Origin of the sequence: Cohnella ginsengisoli (genome assembly GCF_029525555.1) — a bacterium.
Lineage (GTDB): Bacteria > Bacillota > Bacilli > Paenibacillales > Paenibacillaceae > Cohnella > Cohnella ginsengisoli.
In genome coordinates this window covers 1,419,060-1,442,992 of record NZ_JAPDHZ010000003.1, presented here as the reverse complement: position 1 = coordinate 1,442,992, position 23,933 = coordinate 1,419,060, and the positions used below count along the sequence as shown (strand labels likewise).

Here is a 23,933-nt window from a genome sequence, read left to right as displayed (position 1 = left end):
AACAATTTTAAGAGATATAAAGCGGTTCTCGCCGGATGATAAAATAGGTCCAACAGGATGGAGGAATGGGAATGAGCATGAAGGCTGTTTCAGAATTGAAAACGATTCCAACAAACAGCAGGAGGACATCGCGGCTCTCTCTGTTTTGGAAGAAGATCAAAAAAACAGCATGTCCTATTATGGATGTCCGTTCCGATCATGCTGCATCTGGCGCTGTTCCAGTTCGTGCCGCTGTGGGGCTGGCTTATGGCATTCAAGGATTACCATATCGGACAGAGCTTGTGGGGCGCCGAATGGGTCGGATTTAAGCATTTTAAAGCGTTGCTCGGGCACAGCGGCTTCCTCCAGGACTTGCGCAACAACATCGTCATGAATTCGATGCAGCTGGTATTGGGGACCGTTTGCGCCATCGGGCTCGCCATCGTCCTCAGCGAGCTGAGAAGTAAAGGGTTCGTCCGCGTCGTTCAGACGATGACTTACTTGCCGCACTTCGTCTCCATGGTCGTCGTCGCGAATATCTTCGTCATGCTGCTCTCTCCGGACGGGGGGATTGGTCAATCAGCTGATGATCAAGCTGGGCTGGATTAACGAAGGGATCTTCTTTTTCGGCAAGGCCAAATGGTTCTGGGTTCTGCACACGATCATCATGACGTGGAAAGGATTCGGCTGGGGCGCGATCATCTACTTGGCGTCGATCTCCGGCATCGATCCCGGCCTTTACGATGCGGCGCAGGTGGATGGAGCGAGCCGCTGGCAGCGCGTGAAGTATATCGTCATCCCTTCGATCGTTCCGACGCTGGTGCTGCTGACCATCCTGGACATCGGCTACCTGATGACCGGCGGCTTCGAATCTCAGTTCCTGCTGGGCAACGTGATCAATGCCGAATATTCGGAGGTCATCTCGATTCTGGCACTGAGGATCGGTCTTAACGAAGGAGACTTCTCGTTCGGTACGGCCGTCGGTATCTTCAATTCCGTCGTCAGCTTGACGCTCGTCCTGATTGTGAATGCCGTTGCCAGAAGGTACAAATCCAACCTCTTTTAACTGAAAGCGGTTTATCCTTAACGATTGGAGAGAATCCGAACATGCTTCTTCATCGGACTACGGGTGAGCGAATCTTCGATGTCGTGCTCTACGCGCTGTTGGCGGTGGCTGCCTTAACGACCGTATACCCCTTCATTTATTTACTCATCATTTCGCTTAACGAGACCTCGGATGCCTTGAAGGGCGGACTGTATTTGTTTCCCCGCAAGTTTACGCTCGAAAATTACGCTTATGTTTTCGAGAACGGCAAGCTTGCCCGGGCGGCAGTTAATTCCGTCCTTCGTACGGTGATTCATACGGTCGTGACCGTTTTCTGCTGCGGAATGCTCGCATACGTGCTCAGCCGACGAACGTTCGTATTCCGTAAGCTATTCAGCTTTACCCTCATCATCACCATGTACGTCAGCGGAGGGTTGATTCCTACCTACCTGCTGATGAGGAATTTGGGACTGATGAACACCTTTCTCGTTTATATCGTTCCCGGTATCGTGAGCGCTTTCTACGTCTTCGTCATGAGAACGTTTTTCGAGCAACTGCCCGATGGACTTGTCGAGTCGGCTCATATCGACGGCGCGAACGATTTTCGGGTCTATACGCAGATCATTCTTTGGATCAGTCTTCCAGTCGTGGCGACCGTTGCGCTCTATGCCGCCGTCGGCGCATGGAACTCTTGGTTCGACAACTACCTGTACAACAGCCGCAACGAGAAGCTCGCCGTCCTTCAGTATGAACTGCAGAAAATGATTCAGACCGTCGAAACCAGTAATGCGGAATCTGGAGATGGCTTGGGAAGGCGCATTATTTCGCCGCTCACCATCAAATCGACGTTAACGATACTCGTTACCGTACCGATCCTGCTCGTCTATCCGTTCCTGCAAAAATACTTCGTCAAAGGCATGACGCTCGGGGCTATGAAGGACTGATTTCATTGCCGTCTCGGGCTAGCAAGCGAAGAGAACGGTATGAAATAATAAATCAATAAAAAAATCGGAGGTCGCAACAATGCGGAAAAAGAGCAAGCTTAATTTGTTAAGCGTCTTACTGTTGACCGCGATCATGCTGGTGACGGCATGCTCCAAGAGCAATAACGGCGCGGAGTCCTCGCAGAGCGCGAGCCCAAGTCCAAGCCCGACTGCTTCTGGAACCGCTTCCGCGTCGGCGGAGCCATCTGCGTCGGCTACCTCGGCCGAGAAGCAGCCGTTCACGTTCACGATGAACACCGACAACCCGAACATGAACTGGTCCAGCGACGTGGCGAAGGAAATCACGAAACGCACGGGCGCAACCATCAAGTGGGATATCATCACCGGCGACTTCCGGACGAAGATGAATGTATGGCTCGCGGCAGGAGATTATCCGGAAGTCATCAACATTCACGACAACACGCTGCAGTCGTACATCCAGGCGAAGGCCGTACTCGATCTGACGGATCTCATCAAGGAACATGCGCCCAACATTATGAAAGCGTATCATAACGACTTGTCCTTGCTTCAGGATAAAAACGACGGGAAGATATACGGCCTGCTGCAGCCTCCGACCGATAAGGTGAATAATCTTTTGGAAAAGGGATGGATTGCGATCCAGACCGCCGTTCTGAAGGACGCCGGATATCCGCAGATTAAAACGCTCGAGGACGTTCATAAAATCGTCGCGGATTATATGAAAAAAAATCCGGAGATCGGAGGCGGCAAGACCATCGGCTTCTCCAACTTCGGCGAAGCGAACCAGCTGTTCAACAATTTCGATAGCGCGGCACGCCAGTATGCCGGCTTCCCGAATACTGCAGGCTATTACGTGGACGATCAGTGGAACGCTAGATATCGCTTCTTCGAGCCAGGCTATACCGACTTCTTTAAATTCTTGAACCAAATCAACAAGGAAGGGCTCTTCGATCCCGAATCGCTGGTGCAGACGCAAGACCAATTTACGACGAAGTGCAATCAGGGCCGCGTACTCGTCATATTCGGAGGCGGATTCGATTGTAACGCTTCTCTGGAGAGCAACAATATGGCCGACCACTCCTATGTCTGGTTCGACATCGTGGCGCCGGGGAAGACGAAAATGGTCGCGACGCCAGTCACCTATGCGAATCGCGGCGGCGAAATGTGGCTATCGATTACGAAAAACGCCAAGGATCCGGTCCGCATCATCGAGTTCTATGACGATATGTTCAAGCTGGAAAACCAAATTCTTGTCGGCTGGGGCTTCGAAGGCAAGTACTATACCGTCGAGAACGGAAAACGTGTCGTGACGGATTGGCTCGTCGATCAATACAAGACGCACCCGGATACGTTCTGGGAGGATGTGGGCCTCGGCTATGCCCGTCAAATGTCGGCCAACTATGGTGCCGGATTTACGCTGTCGGACGGCGATTTTGCGATGTGGCAATTCTCGGAAAGCTGGATTCAGAAAACGACAAGCCCGGTCGTGGTCGATACGCTGGCGAAATACGGAGCCAAAACGCAAGCCGATCTGCTCGTTAAGGGCACAGAAAGGACTTATCCGCGCACGGCCGGCAAGGGCACGGACGAGATGAAAAAGTTCAATACGGAAGCCATTGCCGAATGGGGCAAAACCCTTCCGAAATTTATCCTCGAGAAGGACCCGTCCAAGCTCGACGGCATCTGGCAAGGACTCGAGAAAACGCTTAAGGATAAAGGACTCGATAAGATCAACGAAGCTGCAACGCAAATTTACAAAGAAGCGGCAAAAGAGCAGAATATGTAAACGAGTCGAAGAGCTTCACAGTCTGGCAGTAAGCAAGGCCGGCGCCATTCCTCCGGGAGGCGCCGTTTTTTTCTGCTATACACTTACCGCTGCACAAAAAAATCCCTTCAGAAAATTAGCCGCGATAGTACAATGTATAATGGATAAAACGCCTGATTGGACGATGACCTTTACGGCGATGCGACCGATGCCGATTGGGATTCTGATCCTTTGGCCGTACAAAGTATACGAAGTTTGCGAGAGGGGCTGCAGCGCATTGGATACGACAAAGACGTGGCAGGCGAAATGGATTCAGGACACCGACTTCGGCGGGCTCGCGCCGCTTCATTTGCTGCATAAGGAGCTAGAGACGATCGACCTGCCGGAGCACCCGGTCGAGCTGCTGAATCGGCATATGCTGGTTCGCCGGGTCTTTACGCTCGGGGCGGAAGAATGCGCGGGCAAGCGGTTGTGGCTCGATATTTCGGCGGACGATTATTTCAAGCTGTACCTGAACGGCGCGTTCGTCGCGCAGGGTCCGGCGCAGGGGTATGCGTTTCATTACCCGTACTTGCGCTTGGACGTCTCGCCATGGCTGCATCCGGGCGACAACGTGATCGCCGTGCACGTGTATTATCAAGGCTTGATCAATCGCGCGTACAATAGCGGCGACTTGCGGCAGGGCATGATCGCCGAGCTGTTCGCCGACGAACGGCTGCTGCTCGCGAGCGACTCCACCTGGAAATATACCGTCGCCCGCCAATACGGCGACGGAACCGCGGAGACGGTCGGTCTCCTGACGCAGTTTCTCGAGCATATCGACAGCCGGCTCGAGGCGCGCGGCTGGCGGGAGCCGGCATACGACGACAGCGCATGGACGGCTTGCCGTCCGGCGGAGAACGACGACCATCGGCTGGCGCTGCAGCCGACGCCGCCGCTTGCCGTGTATCGGCGCACTCCCGCGTCGGTAGCCAATCCGGAGCCCGGACGTTACCTGATCGATTTCGGCACGGAGCTGACCGGCCAGTTCGTCATGGAAGCGCGCGGCACGCGCGGCGAGCGGCTGGAGATCCGATGCGGGGAGGAACTGGACGATACCGGCGAGCATGTTCGGTACGACATGCGCTGCAACTGCAAGTACCGCGAATGGTGGACGCTGTCTGGCGAGCTTGACGCGCTGGAGCCGTTCGAATACAAAGCGTTTCGCTACGTCGAGGTCATCGGCTCGCCCGCCGCGATCCGGTCGGACTCGTTCGCCGCGATCGTCCGCCATTATCCCGTTGACAGCGACGCCTGCAAGTTCGACGCATCGGACGAAATGCTTAAGCAGGTGTGGACGATCTGCCGGAACGGCCTGCGCTACGGCACGCAGGAGCAGTTCGTCGACTGCCCGAGCCGCGAGAAAGGGCAGTATCTGGGCGACAACACGGTGATCATGCACGCCCATCTATATGCGACGGGCGACTTGCGGATGGTTAAGAAGGCGCTCGCCGATTTTGCGATTGCCGCGCAGCATATATGCCCGGGCGGCATGGCGGTAGCGCCGGGAAGCTACATGCAGGAGATCGCCGATTTTTCCTTTCAGTGGCCCATGCAGCTGCTCGAATATTACCGTCATAGCGGAGACTTGGATTTCCTGCGCGAGATGGAGCCCGTCGCAAGCGCGATGATCCGGTATTTCGATCGCTACCGCGGACCCAGCGGGCTGCTCGAAAATGTCTACGACAAATGGAACCTCGTCGATTGGCCGGACGGGCTGCGCGACGGCTACGACTTTACGCTCACGCGTCCGGTGGGCCCCGGCTGCCACAACGTGGTCAACGCCTTCTACTACGGCGCGCGCAAGACGCTTGCCGACATCCGCGCGGCATTAGGGATGGACCCGGATTCGGATGAATCAACGGACGGGCTGGAGCGGTATCGCGACGAATTCCTGCAAGCGTTCTACGACGCAGGCAACCGGCGATTCGTCGACGCGGTCGGGTCGCAGCACGCTTCCCTGCACGCGAACGCGCTGCCGCTGCTGTTCGGGCTCGTGCCGGACGACGCCGTGTCGTCCGTCATCTCCTGGCTCAAGAGCAGGAATATGAACTGCGGCGTTTACTTTTCCTACTTCCTGCTGAAGGCGCTGGCGGCGGCAGGCGAGACGGATTACGTGTACGCCAGGTTGACGGCCGAGGACGAACGTTCATGGGGGGAACATGGTAAAAGAAGGTGCGACGACTTGCTTCGAGGCGTGGGGCAAGGAGCAGAAGTGGAACACCAGCCTGTGCCATCCATGGGCCAGCGCGCCCATTCCGTTGTTCATCGAAGAAATCATGGGTCTGAAGCCCGCGGCTCCGGGGTGGAAAGCCATCAGGCTGGCGCCGCGGATCCCGGACGAACTGGAGCGCTTCGACTTCGCGTGCCGCGTGCGTACGGGCACGATCCGTATCGCTTACGCGCATGGGGAGCTTGCGATCGAGGCGCCGGAAGGCGTGCCGGTCATTCGAGCATAAAAGCTGTCGCGAGTCGCGGGAAGGGGAGCATGACTTGGAAACTTCAACGGCGGTCGAACATCTGAACCGAATGGTACGACAAACGTTGGCGCTGAGCCAAAAATACGGCCAGGACGAGCACGACGACCTCGAATGGCGCTGGGCGCGTTGGGACTGGAGCATCGGGGTGGCCTTCTACGGCATCGCGGAGGCGCACGGCATCGTCCCTCATGCCGGCTGGCATGAAGAGATGCGGCAGTGGATCGACGCCAAGATCGACAGCGGGATGAACAACGTTTGCGTCAATTCGACGATGCCGCTGCATGCGGTACTGTCGCTTCGCGAACGCATGAACGACCCCGAATACGAGCGCATCTGCGACCGATACGACCGATACCTCATGCGGGAACAAAAAAAGAACGCCAAGCGGCGCGATCCCGCACTTTATGAGCGCCGGGGGCGCTGCCGCGGAGATCTGGGCGGACACCTTGTTCGTAAGCGTCATCTATCTGGCCAGACGCGGCGCTGCGCTTGGCGACAAAAGCTACGTGCGCGAAGCGGTGAAGCAGCTTGTCCTCCACATGACCAAATTAAAAGACGAGTCGAGCAAGCTGTATTTTCATGGATGGGACGATGTCGCGTCCAAGCCCCTCGGATTTCTCTGGGGCAGAGGCAACGCCTGGGTCACGGCCAGCGCGGTCGACATTTTGCAGTACGAACCGGAAGACACGCAGGAGAAGAGGCTGGCCGTCGGGATGTTGAACGAGCAGCTGGAAGCGCTTGCGCGCCTGCAGGATGAATCGGGCATGTGGCGCACCGTGCTGGATCGGCCGGACAGCTATCTGGAGACCTCGGTCACGGCAGGCGTCGCCTACGGCATCTTGAAAGGCATCCGTCTTCGTCTTGTGGACGAGAAATTCAAGCCGGCGGCGGATCGGGCGATGGCGGCCGTCCTCGCGAACGTCGACGCTGAAGGGAATGTCCTGGGCGGATCGTCAGGGACCGCGGTCCAGACCGATCTGGAAGGCTACCGCACGATTCCGCTCCAGGTCACCGCTTTCACGCAAGGGCTAGGGCTGCTGGCCGTCAGCGAATGGATACGCTCCCAACGGACAAAAGCTTCTCAGTAAAAGCCAGCAATGTCTCGTTTATAAAGAACGGCGTCCTCTCTAACATGATAGATAGCTGCAAAACACAAGGCGGTTCGAGGCGAAGGCCGGGAAGGAATGGACGATGATACCGATCAAGACGAACGCTGTAGAGCTGGACCGCGATTGGAAAATACAAGGTTTCGACGGCAGGGAGAGCATTCCGGAAGCCGTGCACGGCACGAGCTTCGACGATGCGGAATGGCTGGCGGCCGCGGTGCCGGGGGACGTGCATTCGACGCTGCTGGCGCACGGGCGCATCGAGGACCCGTACTACTCGACCAACGACCAGGCTTGCCTGTGGATCGAGCGGAAAACGTGGGTATACCGCACGCTATTCGACCGTCCGGACGCCGCGGAGAACGCCGGGCTGCTGCTGGAGCTCGACGGCTTGGACACGCTCGCGGAGGTGTTCGTGAACGGCGAGTCGGTCGCCGTGTCCGACAATATGTTCGTGCCCGTCTCGGCCGAGCTGTCCGGCAAGCTGAAGGAACGGGGCAACGTGCTCGTCGTCCGCTTCGATCCGGTCGTCGAATACGCGGCCCTGCAGGACGTATCCCGCTTCTGGTCCAAGGTCAATTACGAACGGATCTGGCTGCGCAAGTGCGCATGCAATTTCTCGTGGGACTGGAGCCCGCGCATCGTGACCGCCGGCATTTGGAAAGAAGCCCGCCTGAAGGTGATCCATGCGGCGCGGCTCGCGCACTTGAACTTCAAGACGCTGTCGATCGGTCCGGACCGCGCGGAGGTCGAGGTCGAGGCCGAAGTCCGGCACCGCGGCGCCGACGCGAGGCTGACGGCCGAGACGATCCTGCGCGGACGCGACGGCGAAGTCCGGTGCGAGACGGACGTGACGGACGGCAAGATCGGCGTCCGGTTCGCGGTGGAGCAGCCTTCGCTCTGGTGGACGTTCGATCACGGCGAGCCCTTCTTGTACGACCTGACCGTGAATCTGATGGCGGACGGCGAGCTCGTCGATACGCTGTCCGAGGAGGTCGGCATCCGCACGATCGAGGTCCAACTTCGTTCGGAGAACGGCAGCCCCCGCTTCCATTTCGTGCTGAACGGCAGGCCGGTCTACGCCAAAGGCGCGAACTGGATTCCCGCCCACAACTTCATCGGCGCGATCCCGGACGAGCGGTACGAGGATCTCGTGACGCTCTCGCGCGAAGCGAACATGAACATGCTGCGCGTCTGGGGCGGCGGCGTCTATGAAAAGGCCGCGTTCTATCGGGCATGCTCCCGCCAAGGACTGCTCGTATGGCAGGACTTCATGTTCTCCTGCAGCGAGGTTCCCGATTACGACGAGGCGTTCATGGCCAGCGTACGGGCGGAGATCGCGGCGAACGTCAAGGCGCTGCGCAGACATCCGTGCATCGCGATCTGGGCGGGCAACAACGAGAGCCAGGCGATCCACAGCGAAAAAATGCACTACCGCAGCGACACCCGCTTCTATGGCGCGAAGATTTTCCACGAGCTGATGCCCGAGCTTCTGGAGAAGCTCGACCCCACTCGGCTGTATTGGCCCAGCTCGCCTTGGGGCGGCAACGATCCGAACAGCTTCGACGAAGGCGATACGCACAACTGGGCCGTATGGGCAGGGGACGTCTATCCGCGGCATTACGGCGAAGCCTCCAAGATGGACGTCTCGCCGTACGGCATCTCCTACCGGCGATTCGCGGAGGATACCTCCAAGTTCAGCAGCGAGTTCGGCATTCACGGCAGCACGGTGAAGGAGACGCTGCGGCGCAACATCCCGGAGGGAGAGCTCTACTACGGCAGCTTCGAGGTCGATTACCGCAACAAGGATTACGAGCCGGAAAAGGCGACCATCACGATGGCGGGCTACTCGGGGCTGCCGCGCGATCTGGACGAGTACGTCGACTTTTCGATGCTGTGCCAGGCGGAGGGGCTTAAGTTCGGCGTCGAGCATTTCCGCAGGCGCAAGCCCGAGAACGGCGGCTCCCTGATCTGGCAGCTCAACGACTGCTGGCCGGGCATCAGCTGGAGCCTGATCGATTATTACTTGTTCCCGAAGGCCTCCTACTACTATGCCCGCCGCTTCTATCATCCGCTGCTGCTGTCGTTCAAGGAGGACGAAGGACGGATCTCCGTCTGGATGACCAACGACAGCAACGAGGCATACGACGATACGATCGCGGTCGGCGTGCGCAGCTGCTTCGGCCAATCGATCTACGAGCAGTCGTTCGAGGTTCGCGTCGCGGCTAACGCGTCCGTTAAGATCGTCGAATACGCGCCGGCCGAGATCGAGTGGCGCCTCGGCGTCATCGACAAGCGGTCCCGGTTCATGTTCGCGCGCAGCGCGAGGGAAGACGTCTACGACAACCATTTCTTTTTCGCCGAGCACAAGGATCTGCGGTTCAGTCCCTGCCGGCTGCAGGTGACCAAGGAAGAAGGACCCGAAGGCGTGCGCGTCACGATCGAGACCGATACGTTCGCCCGGTTCGTCAAGCTTGAATGTCCGATCGATCATACGATGTTCTCGGACAACTACTTCAACCTGCTGCCCGGCGAGCGCAGGACGGTACTGGCGACGAATCGCAAGGGGACCCGCGTCCCCGCTTCGGACATCGCCGTCTCGGCGCTCAACGCCAAACAAACGCAGCGACAGGAGGTTAGGGCATGAGCAGCAGCTATCTAATTCACGATATGGTCCGCGTCTGTCCGCAGACCGGGGAGGTGCTCGAGGAGCAGGCCCGCATCCGGTCGTTGGCCGAGCTGGCCGAGGTTTCGTCGAATCCGGTTTCTCCGCGCAACGCGTACGTATCTTTTCAGTTGATCGTCAGGCTCGATGACGCGGGTCCGTCCGCGATCCGCTTCGAGGCCGATCCCCTGCGGGGCGAGCAGGGCGAGATCGGCGCCGGCGAATTCGTCTTTTACGCGCAGTGGTATCATCGCGTGCAAGGGCGGTATTATCCCGACGCCTTGGTGCCGCTGGACGGCGGAGACGCGGGACCCCGCACCTTGGCCGCGATCTCGGCCGCGAACGATGTAGAGGGCCAAGCTTATGTTGCCGTGTGGGTGGACTTGTTCGTCCCTGCCGGCGTCCATGCGGGAGATTACCGCGGCGCGGTCCGCGTGACGACGGGGGAGCGGGACCGATACGCACGAGATTCGGCTGCGCGCGCTTCAGACGGCCGTGCCGGACGAATCGCTGGTGATCGCCGACCTGAACAGCTACGCCGACAACCTGTCGCGCCGGATCGACAGCCTGAGGCGTAATCCGGACCGCTACGAGGACGGCACGTATTTCAGGACGGAGCAGGCCTACTTCAGAATGGCTCACGAGCACCGCTGCCTGCTGCATTATCTGCCTTACGAGCACTCGGGGCGCATTCCCGCGGCCTTTATACCGGAGGTCGAGGGCCGGGGCAAGGAGATGCACGTCAAGGATTGGTCGACATTCGACGAGCACTTCGGCCCCTATCTGGACGGTTCGGCATTCGAAGGCACGAAGCGCGGCGCGATCCCGATTCCCTACATGTATTTGCCGTTCAACTTCCACTGGCCGGCCGATTACGTCAAGTTCGGGACGAAGGGCTATCGCACGGAATTCGCCGGGATCATGGAGGAATTCCACCGTCACTTCACCGAGCGCGGTTGGCTGCGGACGAAGTTCGAGCTTTTCCTGAACCACAAGAAGCGGTATAAGCTGTTCCCTTACGACGGAGACGAGACGCGCTTCGTCTGGGACGAGAAGGTTAACGACATTTATTACGATCTGGCGAAGGACGTGCTGGAGAAAGAGAGCGGCGCGAAGTTCGTCTTCCGTACCGATGCCAGCTGGAGCTACGGGCTGCACTTCGGGAAGTACGCGGACCTCATCAAGCTGTGGGTCGTCAACCATCAGATGTTCTCGTGGTTCCCGGAAAGCCTGGACGTGCTGCGCGACGCCGGCTGCGAGGTGTGGACGTACGGCTCGGCGGAGCGCATCTCGCAGCCTCTGCTCGCCACCGCGATCTCGCCGCTGGCCGCCGTGGCAAGGGGCGTAGACGGGTTCGTGTACTGGGAAAACACGTTGTGGGGAGACGACTGGCACGTGACGCCCGATTCGGAAGGCAGCACCGCGGTATTCTACCCCGGGGACCGGCTGTTCGGCCTGCAGGAGCCGATCCCGTCCATCCGGCTCAAGGTGCTGCGCAACACGATGCAGGTCGCGGACTGCATGGAACAGTGGGTGCGCGCGCAGCCGGATTCCGGCAGGGCGCGGATGGGCGAGGCGATCGCCGAGGCATTCGGCCTTGCGCCGGGAGCCTGGTGGCCGGGCAAGCCGGACTTCCTCGACAAGCCGCCGTACGAGTGGGAGAACGCGATGTTCAGCGAAGCGCCGATAGCGTCGCTGCACGAGGGCCGGCCGTCGGAAACGCTGAACGACCTGAAACGAAGCCTGTGGGGAATCCTGGGATAAGGAGGCAAAGACCGCGATGCCGAAAACGTATAGCTTGATGGAAATCGCAAGGCTGGGCGCGTTGTTTCTGCCGGGCGACTTTCTCGAAGACGTCATGCCGCCCGAGCGGCGCGAATATCCGCTGAAAGTCGCCGGCACGGACAGCCAATTCGCGCTAGGCGATGAAGTCGACTTCGTTGAAGACCACTTCAACGCCTTGAAGCGCGTACTCCTGCTGACGGAGCGGATCGATCCGCTCCGGCGTCCCTACGCGGCGCTGTGGATCCGGCGGCCGGAAAACCCGGCGCTCGGCGAGGTCATGGTCGCGGGCGGCTCGCTGCCGTCCGAGGGCGCCGATATCATGCCGCTCTGGCCGGAGATTTTGCGCGCGTTCTCCGGGCGGCCGACGCGCCGGGACCGGGGGGGCGGACAGACGGTCTACTTCCCGGTCCGCAATTCCGACGAGGATATCGTAGGCGTGCTGGAGCTGACCGAAAACGTACCGCCTCTATTTATCTAGAAAGGCAGCTGCCAAAGCTGCTCTGCCTTTGCAAACGCCGATACCGAAGGCGTCCGCATCGTCTCTTGCGGATTTCATCGGAATCGGCGTTTTTCACTCTTTTGGGAAGGAATGGATGGCATCGAAGGAGAAATATTGAGCCAGGAGACGAACCGGCATCCTAGCGTTGCAACAGAGATAAAAACGCCCTGCATTCGTCTAGAATGGCTCATAGCGGCGCCGGGAGACCCTGCGCAAAATGGAGATCAAAGCCTCATTCCCGTTATCTACGCGCAATAGGACAGTGAAAATTCGAGGAGGCGGCGAGATGGTCCGGATCTTGATAGTCGACGATGAAAGGGAAATTCGCAACGGTCTTGTTAAACAGATCCCCTGGTCGGCGTGGGGCGTCGACGAGGTGCTGGATGCCGACGACGGCGATACGGCGCTGGAGCTGGCGCTCGCGCGGCGGCCGGACCTGATCGTCACGGATATCCGCATGCCCCGCATGTCCGGCTTGAAGCTGATCGAGACGCTCGCGCAGGAAAAGTACGGAGGCGACATGATCGTCGTCAGCGGCTTCGACGATTTTCATTATGCCAAGGAAGCCTTCAAGCTCGGCGTATCGGATTACCTGCTCAAGCCGCTGGACAAGAACGATTTGTTCAAGGCGGTTACGGTGGCGCTCCAGCGACAGCGCGAGAAGAGTGAAAGCGAGCTGCGCCGCAGCCTCATCCGGCAAGGATACGAGTCGGCCGTCCCCAAGATCAGGGAAGAGCTTCTGCGCCAGCTGATCAGTCGCGCCTACCGGGAGGATCCTGCGTCGCGGACCGAGCACAAGCTGGGGCAGCTGGATCTCGCTTGGCTGCTCGACGCGCGGCTCCGGCTCGCTGTATTTGGCGTCGACAGCTTGAAGGCGCTTACACTTAAAATGCCCGTACTCGACAAGGACGCGCTGCTCGCGGACGTCGGAGGTCTCCTCGCGCAGACGATCGCCGAGCGGCATCCCGGCCGTCACGCGCTATTCAGGTCCGAGCAGGACGACTGGATCGCGATCCTCGAGCAGTCCGAAGCGGACATCGGGGAGCCCCGCGCGGACCTGCTAGAGGAAGCGCGCGAGCGGATCGGGCGCACGCTGGATATCCGGCTGGACATGGGCGAGGCCAACGGGAAAGGCGGGCTTCAGCAGCTGTCCCATCTGTACGGCAGCGCGATGGAGTCGCTTGTCAGCCGAAGGCTCCAAGGAAGCGAGGCAGAGGAGGCGTCCGAGGACGACTTCGGCGACCGTCACGAGTACCAGCTGGCCAATCCAAAGGAAACCGTGGAGATCTTGAAGTACGGTACCGACAGGGAGATCCGGGAGACGATGGCCGGGTTCCCAAGGCTGGCCAAGTCCTGGGAGGTCAAGCATCCGAAAGACCTGCAGCAGCGCACGTTCGAGTGGCTGCTTGACGTATTTCGGGCCGCGCAGAAGACGGCGGGCTGGAAGGAAACGTCCTGGGAAAAGCATCCGATCGCGCTCTGGGAGCATCTCGAACGCTTCGACACGCTGGAGTCGCTCAGGGAGCAGGCGACGGAACAGCTGCTGAAGGCGGCGGAGAGCATCAAGGCGCAGTCCGGATCGCGCAGCCAGATCGTAGACGAGGCACAGCGCATCATCCATGAGCGATATCAGGAAAACCTGACGCTGCAAATGGTCGCCGACCGGGTGCACGTGACGCCGGTATGGCTCAGCAAGCTGTTCAAAAAAAGAAACCGACATGAACTTCCTGGAGTATCTGACCGACGTACGCCTGAAAAACGCGGCGGACCGGCTCGGCGATCTCAGGTACAAGGTTTACCAGATCAGCTACATGGTCGGTTACCAGGATCCCGTCCACTTCGCCAAGCTGTTCAAACGCGCGTACGGCTGCACGCCGCAGGAGTACCGCAACAGCCGGAGCGGCCGGCATGATTAGAACGGTTCGAACCCAGTTGGGCCGATTCTCGATCCGCCGCCAAGTGATTCTTTTGTTTTTCCTGATCGTCGTGCTTCCCTTTTTGTTCATCGGCTACTTTGCCTATTCCAAGTCCATCAAGGCGATTCAAGACGTAAGCTCGTTCGTGTCCATGGAGATGATGGTCAAGAACGCGAAGGTGCTGGACAATTATCTCGACCTGGTAGACAACGCCCAGAGCGAGATCATGTATTCTCAGGATATGCAGGAGCTGCTCAGCATAAGGCCGTCGGGGGGAGCTGGAGGAGCTGGAGATCACGTCCAGGCTCGTACAGTATACCAGCTTGCTGAACAGAAACACGCATGCGTACACGATCCGGATCTTCCCGATCGAGCCGTCGCGTTATCCGACCTTTACGCACACGATCTACCAGGACGAAGATATCGAGAGCCAGGCCTGGTTCCGTCTGGCCAAGGAGATGAAGTCTCCTTACTGGCAGCTGTTCCTGCCGCAGGACAATCCGATCCTCTATAAGGAGCCGTTCCTGTCGAAAATCAAGCAATTGTACGGACTGAACCAGTCCAAGCCGCTGGGCTTCGTCATCGCCGACATCAAGGCAAGCACGCTGAGCGAGTATCTGGCGCCGGTCAAAATGGTAGATCGCCAGCAGGTCGTGCTGCTGAACGAAAACAATACGATCGTCTATCACCAGGAAGCGGAACGGATCGGGACCCGATTCGATTCGCCCGAGCTGGATGATTTCCTCAAGCAGTCTACGGAGGCCGCGAGCCGGCTCACGATCGAAGGCGTGCAGTATATGGCGACGTACGCGACGCTGACCCATAACGATTGGAAGGTGCTCAGCCTCATTCCCGTATCGGTGCTCACGAGGCCGGTATCGGGCATCGAGCGCATCAGCTTTCTCTTTCTGCTGTTTTATCTCGCGATTTCGGTCTTTACCGTCGCCTTTTTCACTTATAGGTTCACCAATCCGATCCAGAAGCTCGTCAAAGCGATGCGCAAAGTAGAGCACGGGGAGACGGTGCACAACTGGCCGCAGCTTAAGCGTTCGGACGAGATCGGCTGGCTCTATATGGGCTTCGACAATATGGTGCGGAAAATCGATGAACTGGTCAGCAGCGCGGAGAAAGAGGCGAAAGACAAAAAAAGAACTGGAGTTTCAGGTGCTCACGCATCAGATCAATCCGCACTTTTTGTACAACACGCTCGAGGCGATTCGCTGGAAAGCCGAAAGCAGGCAAGCGTCCGATATCAGCGAGATGGTCCGGTCGCTCGGCAACCTGCTGCGGCTGAGCTTGAACGACGGACGGGAACTGACGACGGTCGAACGCGAGATCGAGCACGTCAAGGCTTACGTCGCCATCCAGTCCGCGCGCCAGGATACTTCGATCCGGGTCGTCTACATGATCGACGAAGACATCCTGCAGCTGCCCTGCATGCGCCTGATGCTTCAGCCGCTCGTGGAGAACGCGATCAAGCACGGTACCCGGCATGCCGGAGACGGAGAGGCGGTCAAGATTCTGATTCGGGGCAGCCTCGAGCCCTACCGGCTCCTGTTCGAGATCGTGGATAACGGTCCGGGCATTCCGGAGGCGCTCCGCGCCGGGCTGCTGACCGCCGAGCGCAACGTCCCCCATCAGCGCAAAGGGGTCGGCTTGCGCAATGTCCATGAACGGCTGGCGCTCTATTTCGGCGAACGGTACGGACTGCAGATCGAGAACAGGGACGAGGGCGGGACGGTCATCGGGATCTCGCATCCGATCCTGGACACTGAGCCCGCGCAGCGGGATGCGATCTGAGGATAGGCGAAGCTGAAAAAAAGAATCTTAAGCAAGACGGGATCGTGCACGACCGCAAGAAAGCCGTTCCAGCAGCGGCGCCGGAACGGCTTTTATTTATTCATGCCGCCCGCCGGGCTCCCAGTGGTCGTGCGTCCGCAGCGCGCAGCCCGCGAACTTGTTGTCCCCGAGCGTGATGCTCGACGTATGCGGTTCCAGGCAGATGCCGATCGTCCGCTCCGGCGGCGCTTTGGCGAAGGAGATCCGGTTCGATACGAGCTCGACGTCGTGCGTGTATCCACGCATTCGGATGCCGATGTAGCCCATTTCATCCGAGCCGTTGTCTTCCAGCGTATTCCCTTCGACCCGGTTGTAGCTGGCCGACATCGGTTCTTTTTCGTTGCGGAAGAAGATGCCGTAGTAACGGTTGTCCGAAAAACGGTTGAAACGGATGACGTTGCGAACATCCTTGTGACCGATGGAAAGGCCGCTCATCCCGTTGCCGACCGCCGTGCAGCCTTCCACGACGCTGTCCTGCACGCGCCAGCAGAGGAAGATGCCGTCCAGGCCATTGCCGTCGAAGCGGCTGTTCACGATCCGCGTGCGTGACGTGCCGCTGCCGGGGTGAACGCCCTTTCCGGCGTTGCCGACGGCTTCGCACTCCTCGACGGCGATGTCCGCGCAGTGCTGGTAGCTGATGCCGTCTCCCTTGTAGGCGCGCACGGCGCAGCGCTCGATCCGCGCAAGGGCGACGCCGTACAGGTAGATGCCCGCGCTGCGGCAGCCCTCCGCCTGCGTGACGTTGTTTTCGTTTCCTTGGACGGTCAGTCCGTACAGCTCGATGTCCGCGCAGTCGTAGGCCGCGACGACGGGGGACTGCGTCGTCGCGATGCCACCCTCGTCCATCAGCACGGTTGCGTGCAGTTCGCGGTCGAGGTGCAGCACTTGCCCCTCTTTGCCGACGATGACGGCGACGGTGTCCCCGAATAGCATGCTCGACGCGGCTTTGCGGATCGTCACGGTCTGTCCGATCTCGAAGCGGTCGGGATGCAGGACCGCTGCCTGACGCTCGTGCCGGTCGGCGTCGCACGCCAACTCGGACAGCCGCTCCTCGCCCTGCTGCAGCACGGTCCGGCCGGGAATACCTTCGAGCCGGACGCCCGAACGCAGATGAAGCGTGCCGTCCAGCGCATAGACGCCTTCGCCCAGCTTGACCGTGCCGCCCCCGAGATTGGCCGCATAATCGATCGCCGATTGAATGGTTCGGGTCGCCCAGCCTGCCGCGGCTGCGGACGAGGGAGGGGGGCCGACTTCGATGACGATTTTCTCCATCTCTTTACAGCTCCTTGTAGGGAATCCCTTATGATCCAGTCTAGTCTACTTCAGGCGCGGCGCCGTGACGATGAGGCGTTCGCGTTTTTTACTGAGTGGATCTTAATCACTCCGGGCGCGGCCGGACAGCACGGGCTGTAGCGCCGGCTAGGTAACTTGAGGATAAGAGTTCCGCAGTATAAATTAAAAACGGCCTGTATGCCGGCAGCCTGATTCGTTCTACCATAGAAGCTATACTAGGCGTTCGCGCGACGGAGGTCTGCTAGGATGGCGGAGATGGAAAAGTCTGGTGCGGCCTTTATCGGCGCGGATATCGGAGGGACGAACACCGTAATCGGCCTCTTCGACGAGCGCGGCTTGCCGATCGGCGAGCGGCGGATCGCGACGATGCGCGCGGATCCGCGTCGCCCGACGTCCGATCCGGCCGAATTCATCGACCGGCTGGGCATGGAGATCGCGGCGCTCGCGCAGGCGCACGGATACCGCGATATCGCCGCCGCCGGGTTCGGCGTTCCCGGCTGGGTGGATACCGCGAGCGGGATGGCGCTGGACGCCTCGAACATGGGCTGGAAAAACGTGCCGTTCGCAGAAGAGATGAGCCGGCGTCTGGGGGCGCCTGTCTATATCGATAACGACGTCAGGCTCTATACTTTGGGCGAAGCCGCGGCGGGGGCGGGCGAAGGCTGCGCCGACCTGGTCTGCATCACGGTAGGGACGGGGCTGTCGGCTGGCATCATGATGGACGGCGTCTTGGCGCGGGGGGAGCCGTCTCCTGGCCGGCGAGATCGGGCATGACCGCGTGGACGGACTGGACGCGCCGTGCAACTGCGGCAAGCGGGGCTGCCTCGAGACGATCGCGTCGGCGCCGGGCATCGCGAGGCTCGCGGCCGAGGCCGTACAAGGCGGTCAGTCAACGTCTCTGGCGGATCTGACGCGTCCGATCACCGCGCTCGACGTCTTCCTGGCCTGCCAGGCGGGCGATGCCGTGGCTGCGGATATCTTCCGGTTCGTAGGCCGCGCCCTTGGACGCAAGCTGGCCGCGCTCGCCTTTGCCGTCGATCCGCGGATGATCATCGTCGGGGGAGGCGTGGCCGCCGCGGGCGACTGCCTGCTGCAGCCGATCCGCGACGAGCTGGCCGTACACATCCCCGAAGCGGAGTGGCGGCCGATCGTGGTGCCCGGCAAGCTGCAGGACAAGGCCGGCCTCGTCGGCGCCGTACGCTTCGCGATCAAGAATTGGTCAAGGGAGAGGGGCATTGCATATGACGAATAGTATCGGCCGCCTGCTGGTGACCAATGGGACGATCTACGCGGGCGGCCGCAGGATCGACGGCGGACGTTTGCTGATCGGCGCCGACGGACGGATCGAAGCTGTCGGCGGTTCGGAGCTAGAAGCCGCGGAGGCGAAGATCCTTGATCTGGGCGGAAACGTCGTGATCCCGGGGTTGATCGACCAGCACGTCCACGGCGGCGGCGGCTGGCAGGCGATGGACGCTACGTACGAGGGCTTGAACGGGATGAGCCTGTACCACGCGGCGCACGGCACGACCTCTTTTCTGGCCACGACGGAGTCCGCCGCCGAGGCGGAGATTGCCGATGCTTTGCGGAACGCCGTTCAGGCAGCCGCGCGGGGGCTCGAAGGCGCGGAGCTGCTGGGCCTCCATCTGGAGGGCCCGTTCTTGAACCCGATCCGCTGCGGGGCGCAGGACAAAGGCAATATTCGTCCGGCGCGTCCGGACGAGCTGGGCCGTTATCTCGAGGCGGCCGGGGGCCTTCTCCGGATCGTCACGCTCGCGCCGGAGATCGAAGGCGGCATGGTGGCGGCGGAGCGACTGTCCCGGGCGGGCGTCACCGTGTCCGTCGGCCATTCGGACGCGACGCTGGCGCAGATGCGCGAGGCGATCGGGCGGGGGGCGACGCAGACGACGCATCACTTCAACGGCATGAGCCCGTTCCACCATCGGGAACCGGGCGTAGCCGGCGCCGGACTGATCTGCCCGGAGCTGGCGACGGAGCTGATCGCCGACGGGATCCACGTGCATCCGGATGCGGTCAAGCTGTTGTACGACGTCAAAGGGGCGCGCGGCGTGTGCGTCATTACCGACGCCGTCTACTGCGCCGGATTGCCCGACGGAGAATACGGAGACACGACGATGAAGGACGGGCAGGTGTGGTTGAAGGACGGTTCGAGTCTGGCGGGCAGCAGCCTCACCATGCTTCAGGCCTTGCGCAACGTCCTGCGGTTCACCGGCCGCCCGCTGGAGGAGGTGCTGCCTTCGCTGACGGAGGTCCCGGCCCGGCAGATCGGCGTATCGGGTCGCAAGGGGGAAGCTGGAGGCGGGCATGGACGCCGACTTCCTCGTGCTGGACGGCGCGCTTGCGCTGCAGTCTACCTATGTCCGGGGCCGGAAGGTCTATTCGAAGAAGGCGGCTGACAGTCCGATCGGATAAACGCCGTCGTTAAAGCTGCGGCACTCCTCTAAAGTTCGCGTCACTCCGTTCGAGCAGCGATGCTTGGCGGGGTGGCGTTTTTTTTCATACATAAGGATCTATTGCGCATGCATGGGTGGGCCGCGCCCGCGCGGGGTACACTTCATGTAAAAAGGAGGCGGTTCCGTGCTCGTCAGGTTCGGCTTTGTCGCGATGTCCGTGCTGCTGGAGAATGCATCCCCGTCGCGCACGATGACTTATACCAACTTCAGCAAGCTGCCGGACCGCGAAGGCGCGCTGCTTCGGCTTGCGCGCATCGCGCAGGAGAACCTGCAGCATACGCAGCGCCTGCTCAGTCACTGCAAATACTCGGACATCCACCTCTACCGGCTCACGTCCAAGCTCATCCCGCTCGCGACGCACGACGCGCTGGCCGACTGGGATCCGTATGCGATCCTGGCGGACGATTTTGCCGCGGTCGGCGCCTATGTCCGCGAGACGGGCATCCGCGTTTCGTTCCACCCGGACCACTTCACCGTCTTTAGCACGCCGAGGCCGGAGGTGCTGCGCAATTCGATCAAGGACTTGCGCCATCACGTCCGGATGTTCGAGCTGATGGGGCTGGACGAGCGGGCGACCTGCAACATCCACGTCGGCGGCACTTACGGCGACAAGGAAGCGGCGGGACGGCGCTTCTCTCGCAGTTCGGCGCGCTCGAGGCGCGCATCGTCCGCCGGATGACGCTCGAGAACGACGACAAGACGTTTACGGCCGCCGAGACGCTCGCGATTAGCGAGGAGGCGGGCGTGCCGATGGTACTCGACATTCACCATCACGCGGTCAACAACCCGGAGGGCATCGCGCCCGAGTCGCTCTGGGACCGGATTCAGCGGACTTGGCGGGAGTACGGCTGGAACGGACTTCAGCGCGAGGCCGGCGGCGTTGCGGAGGGAGCGCCTTCGCATGCGCCGCTGCCGCCTAAGATTCACGTCTCCACCCCCAAAAGCGCGACCGATCCCCGGGGACATGCCGATCACGTGTCTTTGGAGCCGCTGCTCTCGTTTTTGCGCGCGATCGCCGGATCGACGCCCGCCGTCGACGTGATGATCGAAGCCAAGCGGAAGGACGAGGCGTTGTTCAAGCTGATGGACGAGCTTCGCGCAGCCGCGGAGGCCGGTGCCGGCGATATCCGGATCGTGGACGGCGCCAGCGTAGAGATCGAGGGGTGAGCTGGGCAAGGCGCGAGCCGCTGACTTCCTTGAACAAGAGCTAACTATAACCGATGCTTCGCTTCCGGGTCCGGTACAGGTATAATAAAGTGAATCAACCAACAAACGACCAAATAGGGAGCATGGCAGTTGGCTACTACTATCCTCGTACTGATCGGCATCGTCGCCGCCCTGTTTGGCAGCATTGTCGGGCTGGGGGCGGCATCATAATCGTGCCCGCGCTCGTGCTGCTGGGGCCGAGCCTGCTCGGCCAGGAAGTGTCGTCGCAGACGGCGGTCGGCACCTCGCTGGCCGTGCTGATCTTCACGGCTTTGACGTCCACCTGGACGTACCGCAAGCAGGGCAAGGTCGATTTTCGCAGCGGCTGGCTGTTCTTCGCCACGAGCGGACCGGCCGCCATGATCGGCGCGCTGGTAACCGACTACATCCCGCAGGGGCCGTTCCAGCTGGCGTTCGGCCTGTTCATGCTCGCGATGTTCGGCTTGATGCTGGCCCGCGAGCGGATGAAGCCGCTGCGCATCGATTGGCCGATCAAGCGATCGTTCGCCGACGGCTCGGGCGCCGTGCACGAATACGGCTACAACCTGCCGCTGGCGCTGACGATCGGCTTCGCCGTCGGGCTCTGCTCGGGCTTGTTCGGGATCGGCGGCGGTTCGCTGTTCGTGCCGATCATGGTCATATTGTTCAGGTTTCCGCCGCATGTCGCCACGGCAAGCTCGATGTTCGTCATTTTCCTGTCCTCGATATTGGGCAGCGCCGTGCACCTGTGGAACGGCAATATCGATTGGCCGCTGTTCCTGGCGTTAGCGCCGGGCGCGCTGATCGGCGGCCGCGCCGGCGCGGTCATCGCATCGAGGCTGTCCGGGCCGCAGCTGATGTGGCTGCTGCGCGTGACCTTGCTCATCATGGCGGGATATCTCATCTTCAAGGGCGCGACCGAGATGTAGCTTCGAGCCCTTCCTTCAAGGGGCGGGGCCAAGCGCCGGAACGCCGCGCCGCGCCGTCGCGTATAACTAGAGAGATCAACGGTAGACAAGCGGTAGAAGCGATACGAATTCATAATGCGTAATGAGGGATGAAGACATGAGCGACAATTCGAATACGATCGGGGGCAAGAGCTTCACGGCCGTCGCGATCAACTGCGCTTCCAAGGCGGGCGAGTGGATCAAGAGCAGGATCGGGCAGTTCGCGGCGCCCGATCTTAAGTTTTCGAAGCACGATCTCGTCACCGAAGTGGACAAGGGCTCCGAGCGGCTCATCCGCAACCTGCTCGCGACGCACTACCCGACCCACTCGTTTTTGGGCGAGGAGGGCGTAGAGCCCGGGCCCGAGGCTTCGGCGCAATCGATCGCCAAAATGGGCGGCAGCGAATATCTGTGGATCGTGGATCCGGTCGACGGAACGACCAATTACGTGCACGGATTCCCGTTCTACTCGGTGTCGATCGCGCTCGCCTATCGCGGGGAAGTGATCGTCGGGGTCATCTACGATCCGTCGCGAGACGAGCTGTTCGTCGCCGAGAAGGGGAAGGGCGCCTACGTACACGGCAAACGGATGCAGGCGTCAGCCGAGCCCGCGCTCGCGCAAAGCTTGCTGGCCACCGGCTTCCCGGCGGACCATCTCTCCGCGCTGCCGCGCAATCTCAAGCAGACGCTGGCGCTCGCGCCGCAAGTACGCAACATCCGCAGTTCCGGCTCCGCCGCGCTGCACATGGCCTATGTCGCCGCTGGCCGGCTCACCGGCTTCTGGGAGGTCGGTTTGAACGCCTGGGATTTGGCTGCCGGCGCGCTGATGATCGCGGAATCCGGCGGCGTCGTCACCGACCAGAACGGCCAGCCTTATTCGCTCGGCGTCCGCGATATCGCCGCCAGCAACGGCCTGATACACGATGAATTGTTGAAGGCGCTTGCGGACGCTTAAGCGTCTACGCTCGCAGTATCGTTTCCACACTTAAGCATTCGATCCCGCTTGGGGTACATGAGAGTAGGGCGTAAGGATCATGCTACTTAAGAAAGGAGTGCGACTACGATGCGAGACAACCGATCGGACGGAAGATTCGACCAATCGCAGCCGATGCCGGAGCGTCCGGAGGGGCTCGCCGCGCGGGCGGCCGAAGATTACGTGGACGACGAAGCGGCCTTTATGTCCGGCGCGGAGGCCGAGCTCGTGAGGCAGCTGACCGAGGGCGAACCGGCGACCGGCGATCCGAACGAAGAAGCGCTCGCGCGCTTGTCCCCGAGATGGGAGATTCGGATCCAGACGGAGCGGGATCCCGTCGCCGAAGAGACGGAGGCATACCGCAAGCTGGCGAAGGAAGCGGACGGGCGGTACGACGACCGTGCCAAGTCCGAGTGAGCAGGCAATGAAAAAGACGGCCCCGAGGGTCGTCTTTTTCGTTGTGCGTCCTTTAGAACTTCGCGGAGCTTGGGGCGCGCGTAAGCTCTTAACGCGCCAGCGCGTATTTAAGCTGCACTACGCCGCCTTCGAACGGCTTGGATTCGATCAAGGTGACGTCTTGGTATGTATATTTCTCATAATCGAGCAGGATGTTCATTCCCTTGCCCTCCAGAACGGGGGCGATATTGAAGATGAGCTCGTCGACGAGCCCTTGGCGGAGAAAGGCCTGGTGAAGCGCGCCTCCGCCGGACAACAGCGCGGTCGAATGCCCCTTGCCGCGCAGGTAGTCAAGCGCCTCCTGGGGCGTGTCCGCGATCGTGGCGCCCGGCAGCTCCTTCGCGCTTGCGGAGACGACGACGATGTCGAGATCCGCGAACGGTCGGCCTCCGCCTCCGTTGCCCGCCATTGCTTCGTATGTCCGCCGGCCTACTATCGCGTGCGCTTGAACGCAAGGCTCTATGCCGCGTGCCCGCGCCGCATGCACAAGAACCGCACAAGAAATGTGCGGTTCCGCGCCGAGCTCGT

At 60.7% G+C, this 23,933-nt stretch carries 21 protein-coding genes and 4 pseudogenes; 23 read left to right on the top strand and 2 right to left on the bottom strand.

Annotated elements, in window-relative coordinates:
* The first annotated feature begins 183 nt into the window (after window positions 1-183).
* From OMP38_RS17880 to OMP38_RS17805, 16 genes and pseudogenes are all read left to right on the top strand, one after another.
* Complete coding sequence (locus OMP38_RS17880) at window positions 184-588, top strand: hypothetical protein (RefSeq protein WP_277566324.1); 405 nt, start codon at window positions 184-186, stop codon at window positions 586-588.
* Complete coding sequence (locus tag OMP38_RS17875) at window positions 551-1,045, top strand: ABC transporter permease subunit (protein WP_277566323.1); 495 nt, start codon at window positions 551-553, stop codon at window positions 1,043-1,045. The genes OMP38_RS17880 and OMP38_RS17875 overlap by 38 nt, the downstream gene beginning before the upstream one ends.
* 41 nt (window positions 1,046-1,086) lie before the next feature.
* The gene (locus tag OMP38_RS17870; RefSeq protein WP_277566322.1) at window positions 1,087-1,968 is read left to right on the top strand and encodes a carbohydrate ABC transporter permease; all 882 of its coding nucleotides are present in this window, start codon (window positions 1,087-1,089) and stop codon (window positions 1,966-1,968) included.
* Window positions 1,969-2,047: 79 nt separating this feature from the next.
* Window positions 2,048-3,772: a type 2 periplasmic-binding domain-containing protein gene (locus OMP38_RS17865; protein ID WP_277566321.1), complete on the top strand. Its 1,725-nt coding sequence runs from the start codon at window positions 2,048-2,050 to the stop codon at window positions 3,770-3,772.
* A gap of 256 nt (window positions 3,773-4,028) precedes the next feature.
* On the top strand, window positions 4,029-6,314 hold the full coding sequence (locus OMP38_RS17860; protein ID WP_477100075.1) for a family 78 glycoside hydrolase catalytic domain: 2,286 nt from the start codon (window positions 4,029-4,031) through the stop codon (window positions 6,312-6,314).
* A pseudogene (locus OMP38_RS35985) lies at window positions 6,197-6,592 on the top strand (hypothetical protein); the annotation flags it as partial. The gene OMP38_RS17860 and the pseudogene OMP38_RS35985, both read left to right, overlap by 118 nt.
* Before the next feature lie 70 nt (window positions 6,593-6,662).
* Window positions 6,663-7,358, top strand: coding sequence for a glycoside hydrolase family 88 protein (locus OMP38_RS17845; RefSeq protein ID WP_338130583.1), 696 nt, complete (start codon window positions 6,663-6,665; stop codon window positions 7,356-7,358).
* Between the two features lie 103 nt (window positions 7,359-7,461).
* A complete protein-coding gene (locus tag OMP38_RS17840; protein ID WP_277566318.1) occupies window positions 7,462-10,023 on the top strand; it encodes a beta-mannosidase in 2,562 nt (853 codons plus the stop codon).
* On the top strand, window positions 10,020-10,619 hold the full coding sequence (locus OMP38_RS17835; protein ID WP_277566317.1) for a hypothetical protein: 600 nt from the start codon (window positions 10,020-10,022) through the stop codon (window positions 10,617-10,619). Before OMP38_RS17840 ends, OMP38_RS17835 begins: the two co-directional genes overlap by 4 nt.
* Window positions 10,537-11,805: a glycoside hydrolase domain-containing protein gene (locus OMP38_RS17830; RefSeq protein WP_277566316.1), complete on the top strand. Its 1,269-nt coding sequence runs from the start codon at window positions 10,537-10,539 to the stop codon at window positions 11,803-11,805. The genes OMP38_RS17835 and OMP38_RS17830 overlap by 83 nt, the downstream gene beginning before the upstream one ends.
* Before the next feature lie 16 nt (window positions 11,806-11,821).
* Window positions 11,822-12,304 (top strand): hypothetical protein, encoded by a 483-nt coding sequence (locus tag OMP38_RS17825; RefSeq protein WP_277566315.1) that lies wholly within the window; start codon window positions 11,822-11,824, stop codon window positions 12,302-12,304.
* Window positions 12,305-12,542: 238 nt separating this feature from the next.
* Window positions 12,543-12,947: pseudogene (locus OMP38_RS35980) on the top strand (response regulator); the annotation flags it as partial.
* Window positions 12,948-14,043: 1,096 nt separating this feature from the next.
* On the top strand, window positions 14,044-14,241 hold the full coding sequence (locus OMP38_RS35975; RefSeq protein ID WP_420869672.1) for a helix-turn-helix transcriptional regulator: 198 nt from the start codon (window positions 14,044-14,046) through the stop codon (window positions 14,239-14,241).
* A complete protein-coding gene (locus OMP38_RS17815) occupies window positions 14,234-14,755 on the top strand; it encodes a hypothetical protein (RefSeq protein ID WP_277566313.1) in 522 nt (173 codons plus the stop codon). The genes OMP38_RS35975 and OMP38_RS17815 overlap by 8 nt, the downstream gene beginning before the upstream one ends.
* Window positions 14,646-15,332 (top strand): annotated as a pseudogene (locus OMP38_RS35970) (HAMP domain-containing protein); the annotation flags it as partial. The gene OMP38_RS17815 and the pseudogene OMP38_RS35970, both read left to right, overlap by 110 nt.
* Window positions 15,333-15,405: 73 nt before the next feature.
* Window positions 15,406-16,041, top strand: a complete 636-nt coding sequence (locus tag OMP38_RS17805; protein WP_277566311.1) for a sensor histidine kinase — start codon at window positions 15,406-15,408, stop codon at window positions 16,039-16,041.
* A 96-nt stretch (window positions 16,042-16,137) separates the two neighbouring features.
* Here the strand turns inward: OMP38_RS17805 and OMP38_RS17800 are convergent, their stop codons facing one another.
* Window positions 16,138-17,352, bottom strand: coding sequence for a right-handed parallel beta-helix repeat-containing protein (locus OMP38_RS17800; protein WP_277566310.1), 1,215 nt, complete (start codon window positions 17,350-17,352; stop codon window positions 16,138-16,140).
* Between the two features lie 267 nt (window positions 17,353-17,619).
* Between OMP38_RS17800 and OMP38_RS17795 the strand changes: the two genes are divergently transcribed.
* The 7 genes and pseudogenes from OMP38_RS17795 (at window position 17,620) to OMP38_RS17765 (ending at window position 23,366) form a co-directional block, all read left to right on the top strand.
* The gene (locus OMP38_RS17795; protein ID WP_277566309.1) at window positions 17,620-18,147 is read left to right on the top strand and encodes an ROK family protein; all 528 of its coding nucleotides are present in this window, start codon (window positions 17,620-17,622) and stop codon (window positions 18,145-18,147) included.
* A 4-nt stretch (window positions 18,148-18,151) separates the two neighbouring features.
* On the top strand, window positions 18,152-18,625 hold the full coding sequence (locus OMP38_RS17790) for an ROK family protein (protein WP_277566308.1): 474 nt from the start codon (window positions 18,152-18,154) through the stop codon (window positions 18,623-18,625).
* Window positions 18,615-19,787, top strand: coding sequence for an N-acetylglucosamine-6-phosphate deacetylase (nagA, locus tag OMP38_RS17785; RefSeq protein WP_277566307.1), 1,173 nt, complete (start codon window positions 18,615-18,617; stop codon window positions 19,785-19,787). The genes OMP38_RS17790 and nagA overlap by 11 nt, the downstream gene beginning before the upstream one ends.
* 181 nt (window positions 19,788-19,968) lie before the next feature.
* Window positions 19,969-21,011, top strand: a pseudogene (gene uvsE, locus OMP38_RS17780) (UV DNA damage repair endonuclease UvsE).
* Window positions 21,012-21,223: 212 nt separating this feature from the next.
* Complete coding sequence (locus tag OMP38_RS17775) at window positions 21,224-21,958, top strand: sulfite exporter TauE/SafE family protein (RefSeq protein WP_338130537.1); 735 nt, start codon at window positions 21,224-21,226, stop codon at window positions 21,956-21,958.
* A gap of 136 nt (window positions 21,959-22,094) precedes the next feature.
* Window positions 22,095-22,931 carry an inositol monophosphatase family protein gene (locus tag OMP38_RS17770; RefSeq protein ID WP_277566306.1) on the top strand — a complete coding sequence of 279 codons (837 nt, stop codon included), beginning with the start codon at window positions 22,095-22,097 and terminating at the stop codon, window positions 22,929-22,931.
* Between the two features lie 108 nt (window positions 22,932-23,039).
* On the top strand, window positions 23,040-23,366 hold the full coding sequence (locus tag OMP38_RS17765) for a hypothetical protein (protein ID WP_420869671.1): 327 nt from the start codon (window positions 23,040-23,042) through the stop codon (window positions 23,364-23,366).
* Window positions 23,367-23,454: 88 nt separating this feature from the next.
* Here OMP38_RS17765 and OMP38_RS17760 read toward each other — a convergent pair whose 3' ends face one another.
* A complete protein-coding gene (locus tag OMP38_RS17760; RefSeq protein ID WP_277566305.1) occupies window positions 23,455-23,814 on the bottom strand; it encodes a dihydrofolate reductase family protein in 360 nt (119 codons plus the stop codon).
* Window positions 23,815-23,933: the final 119 nt, after the last annotated feature.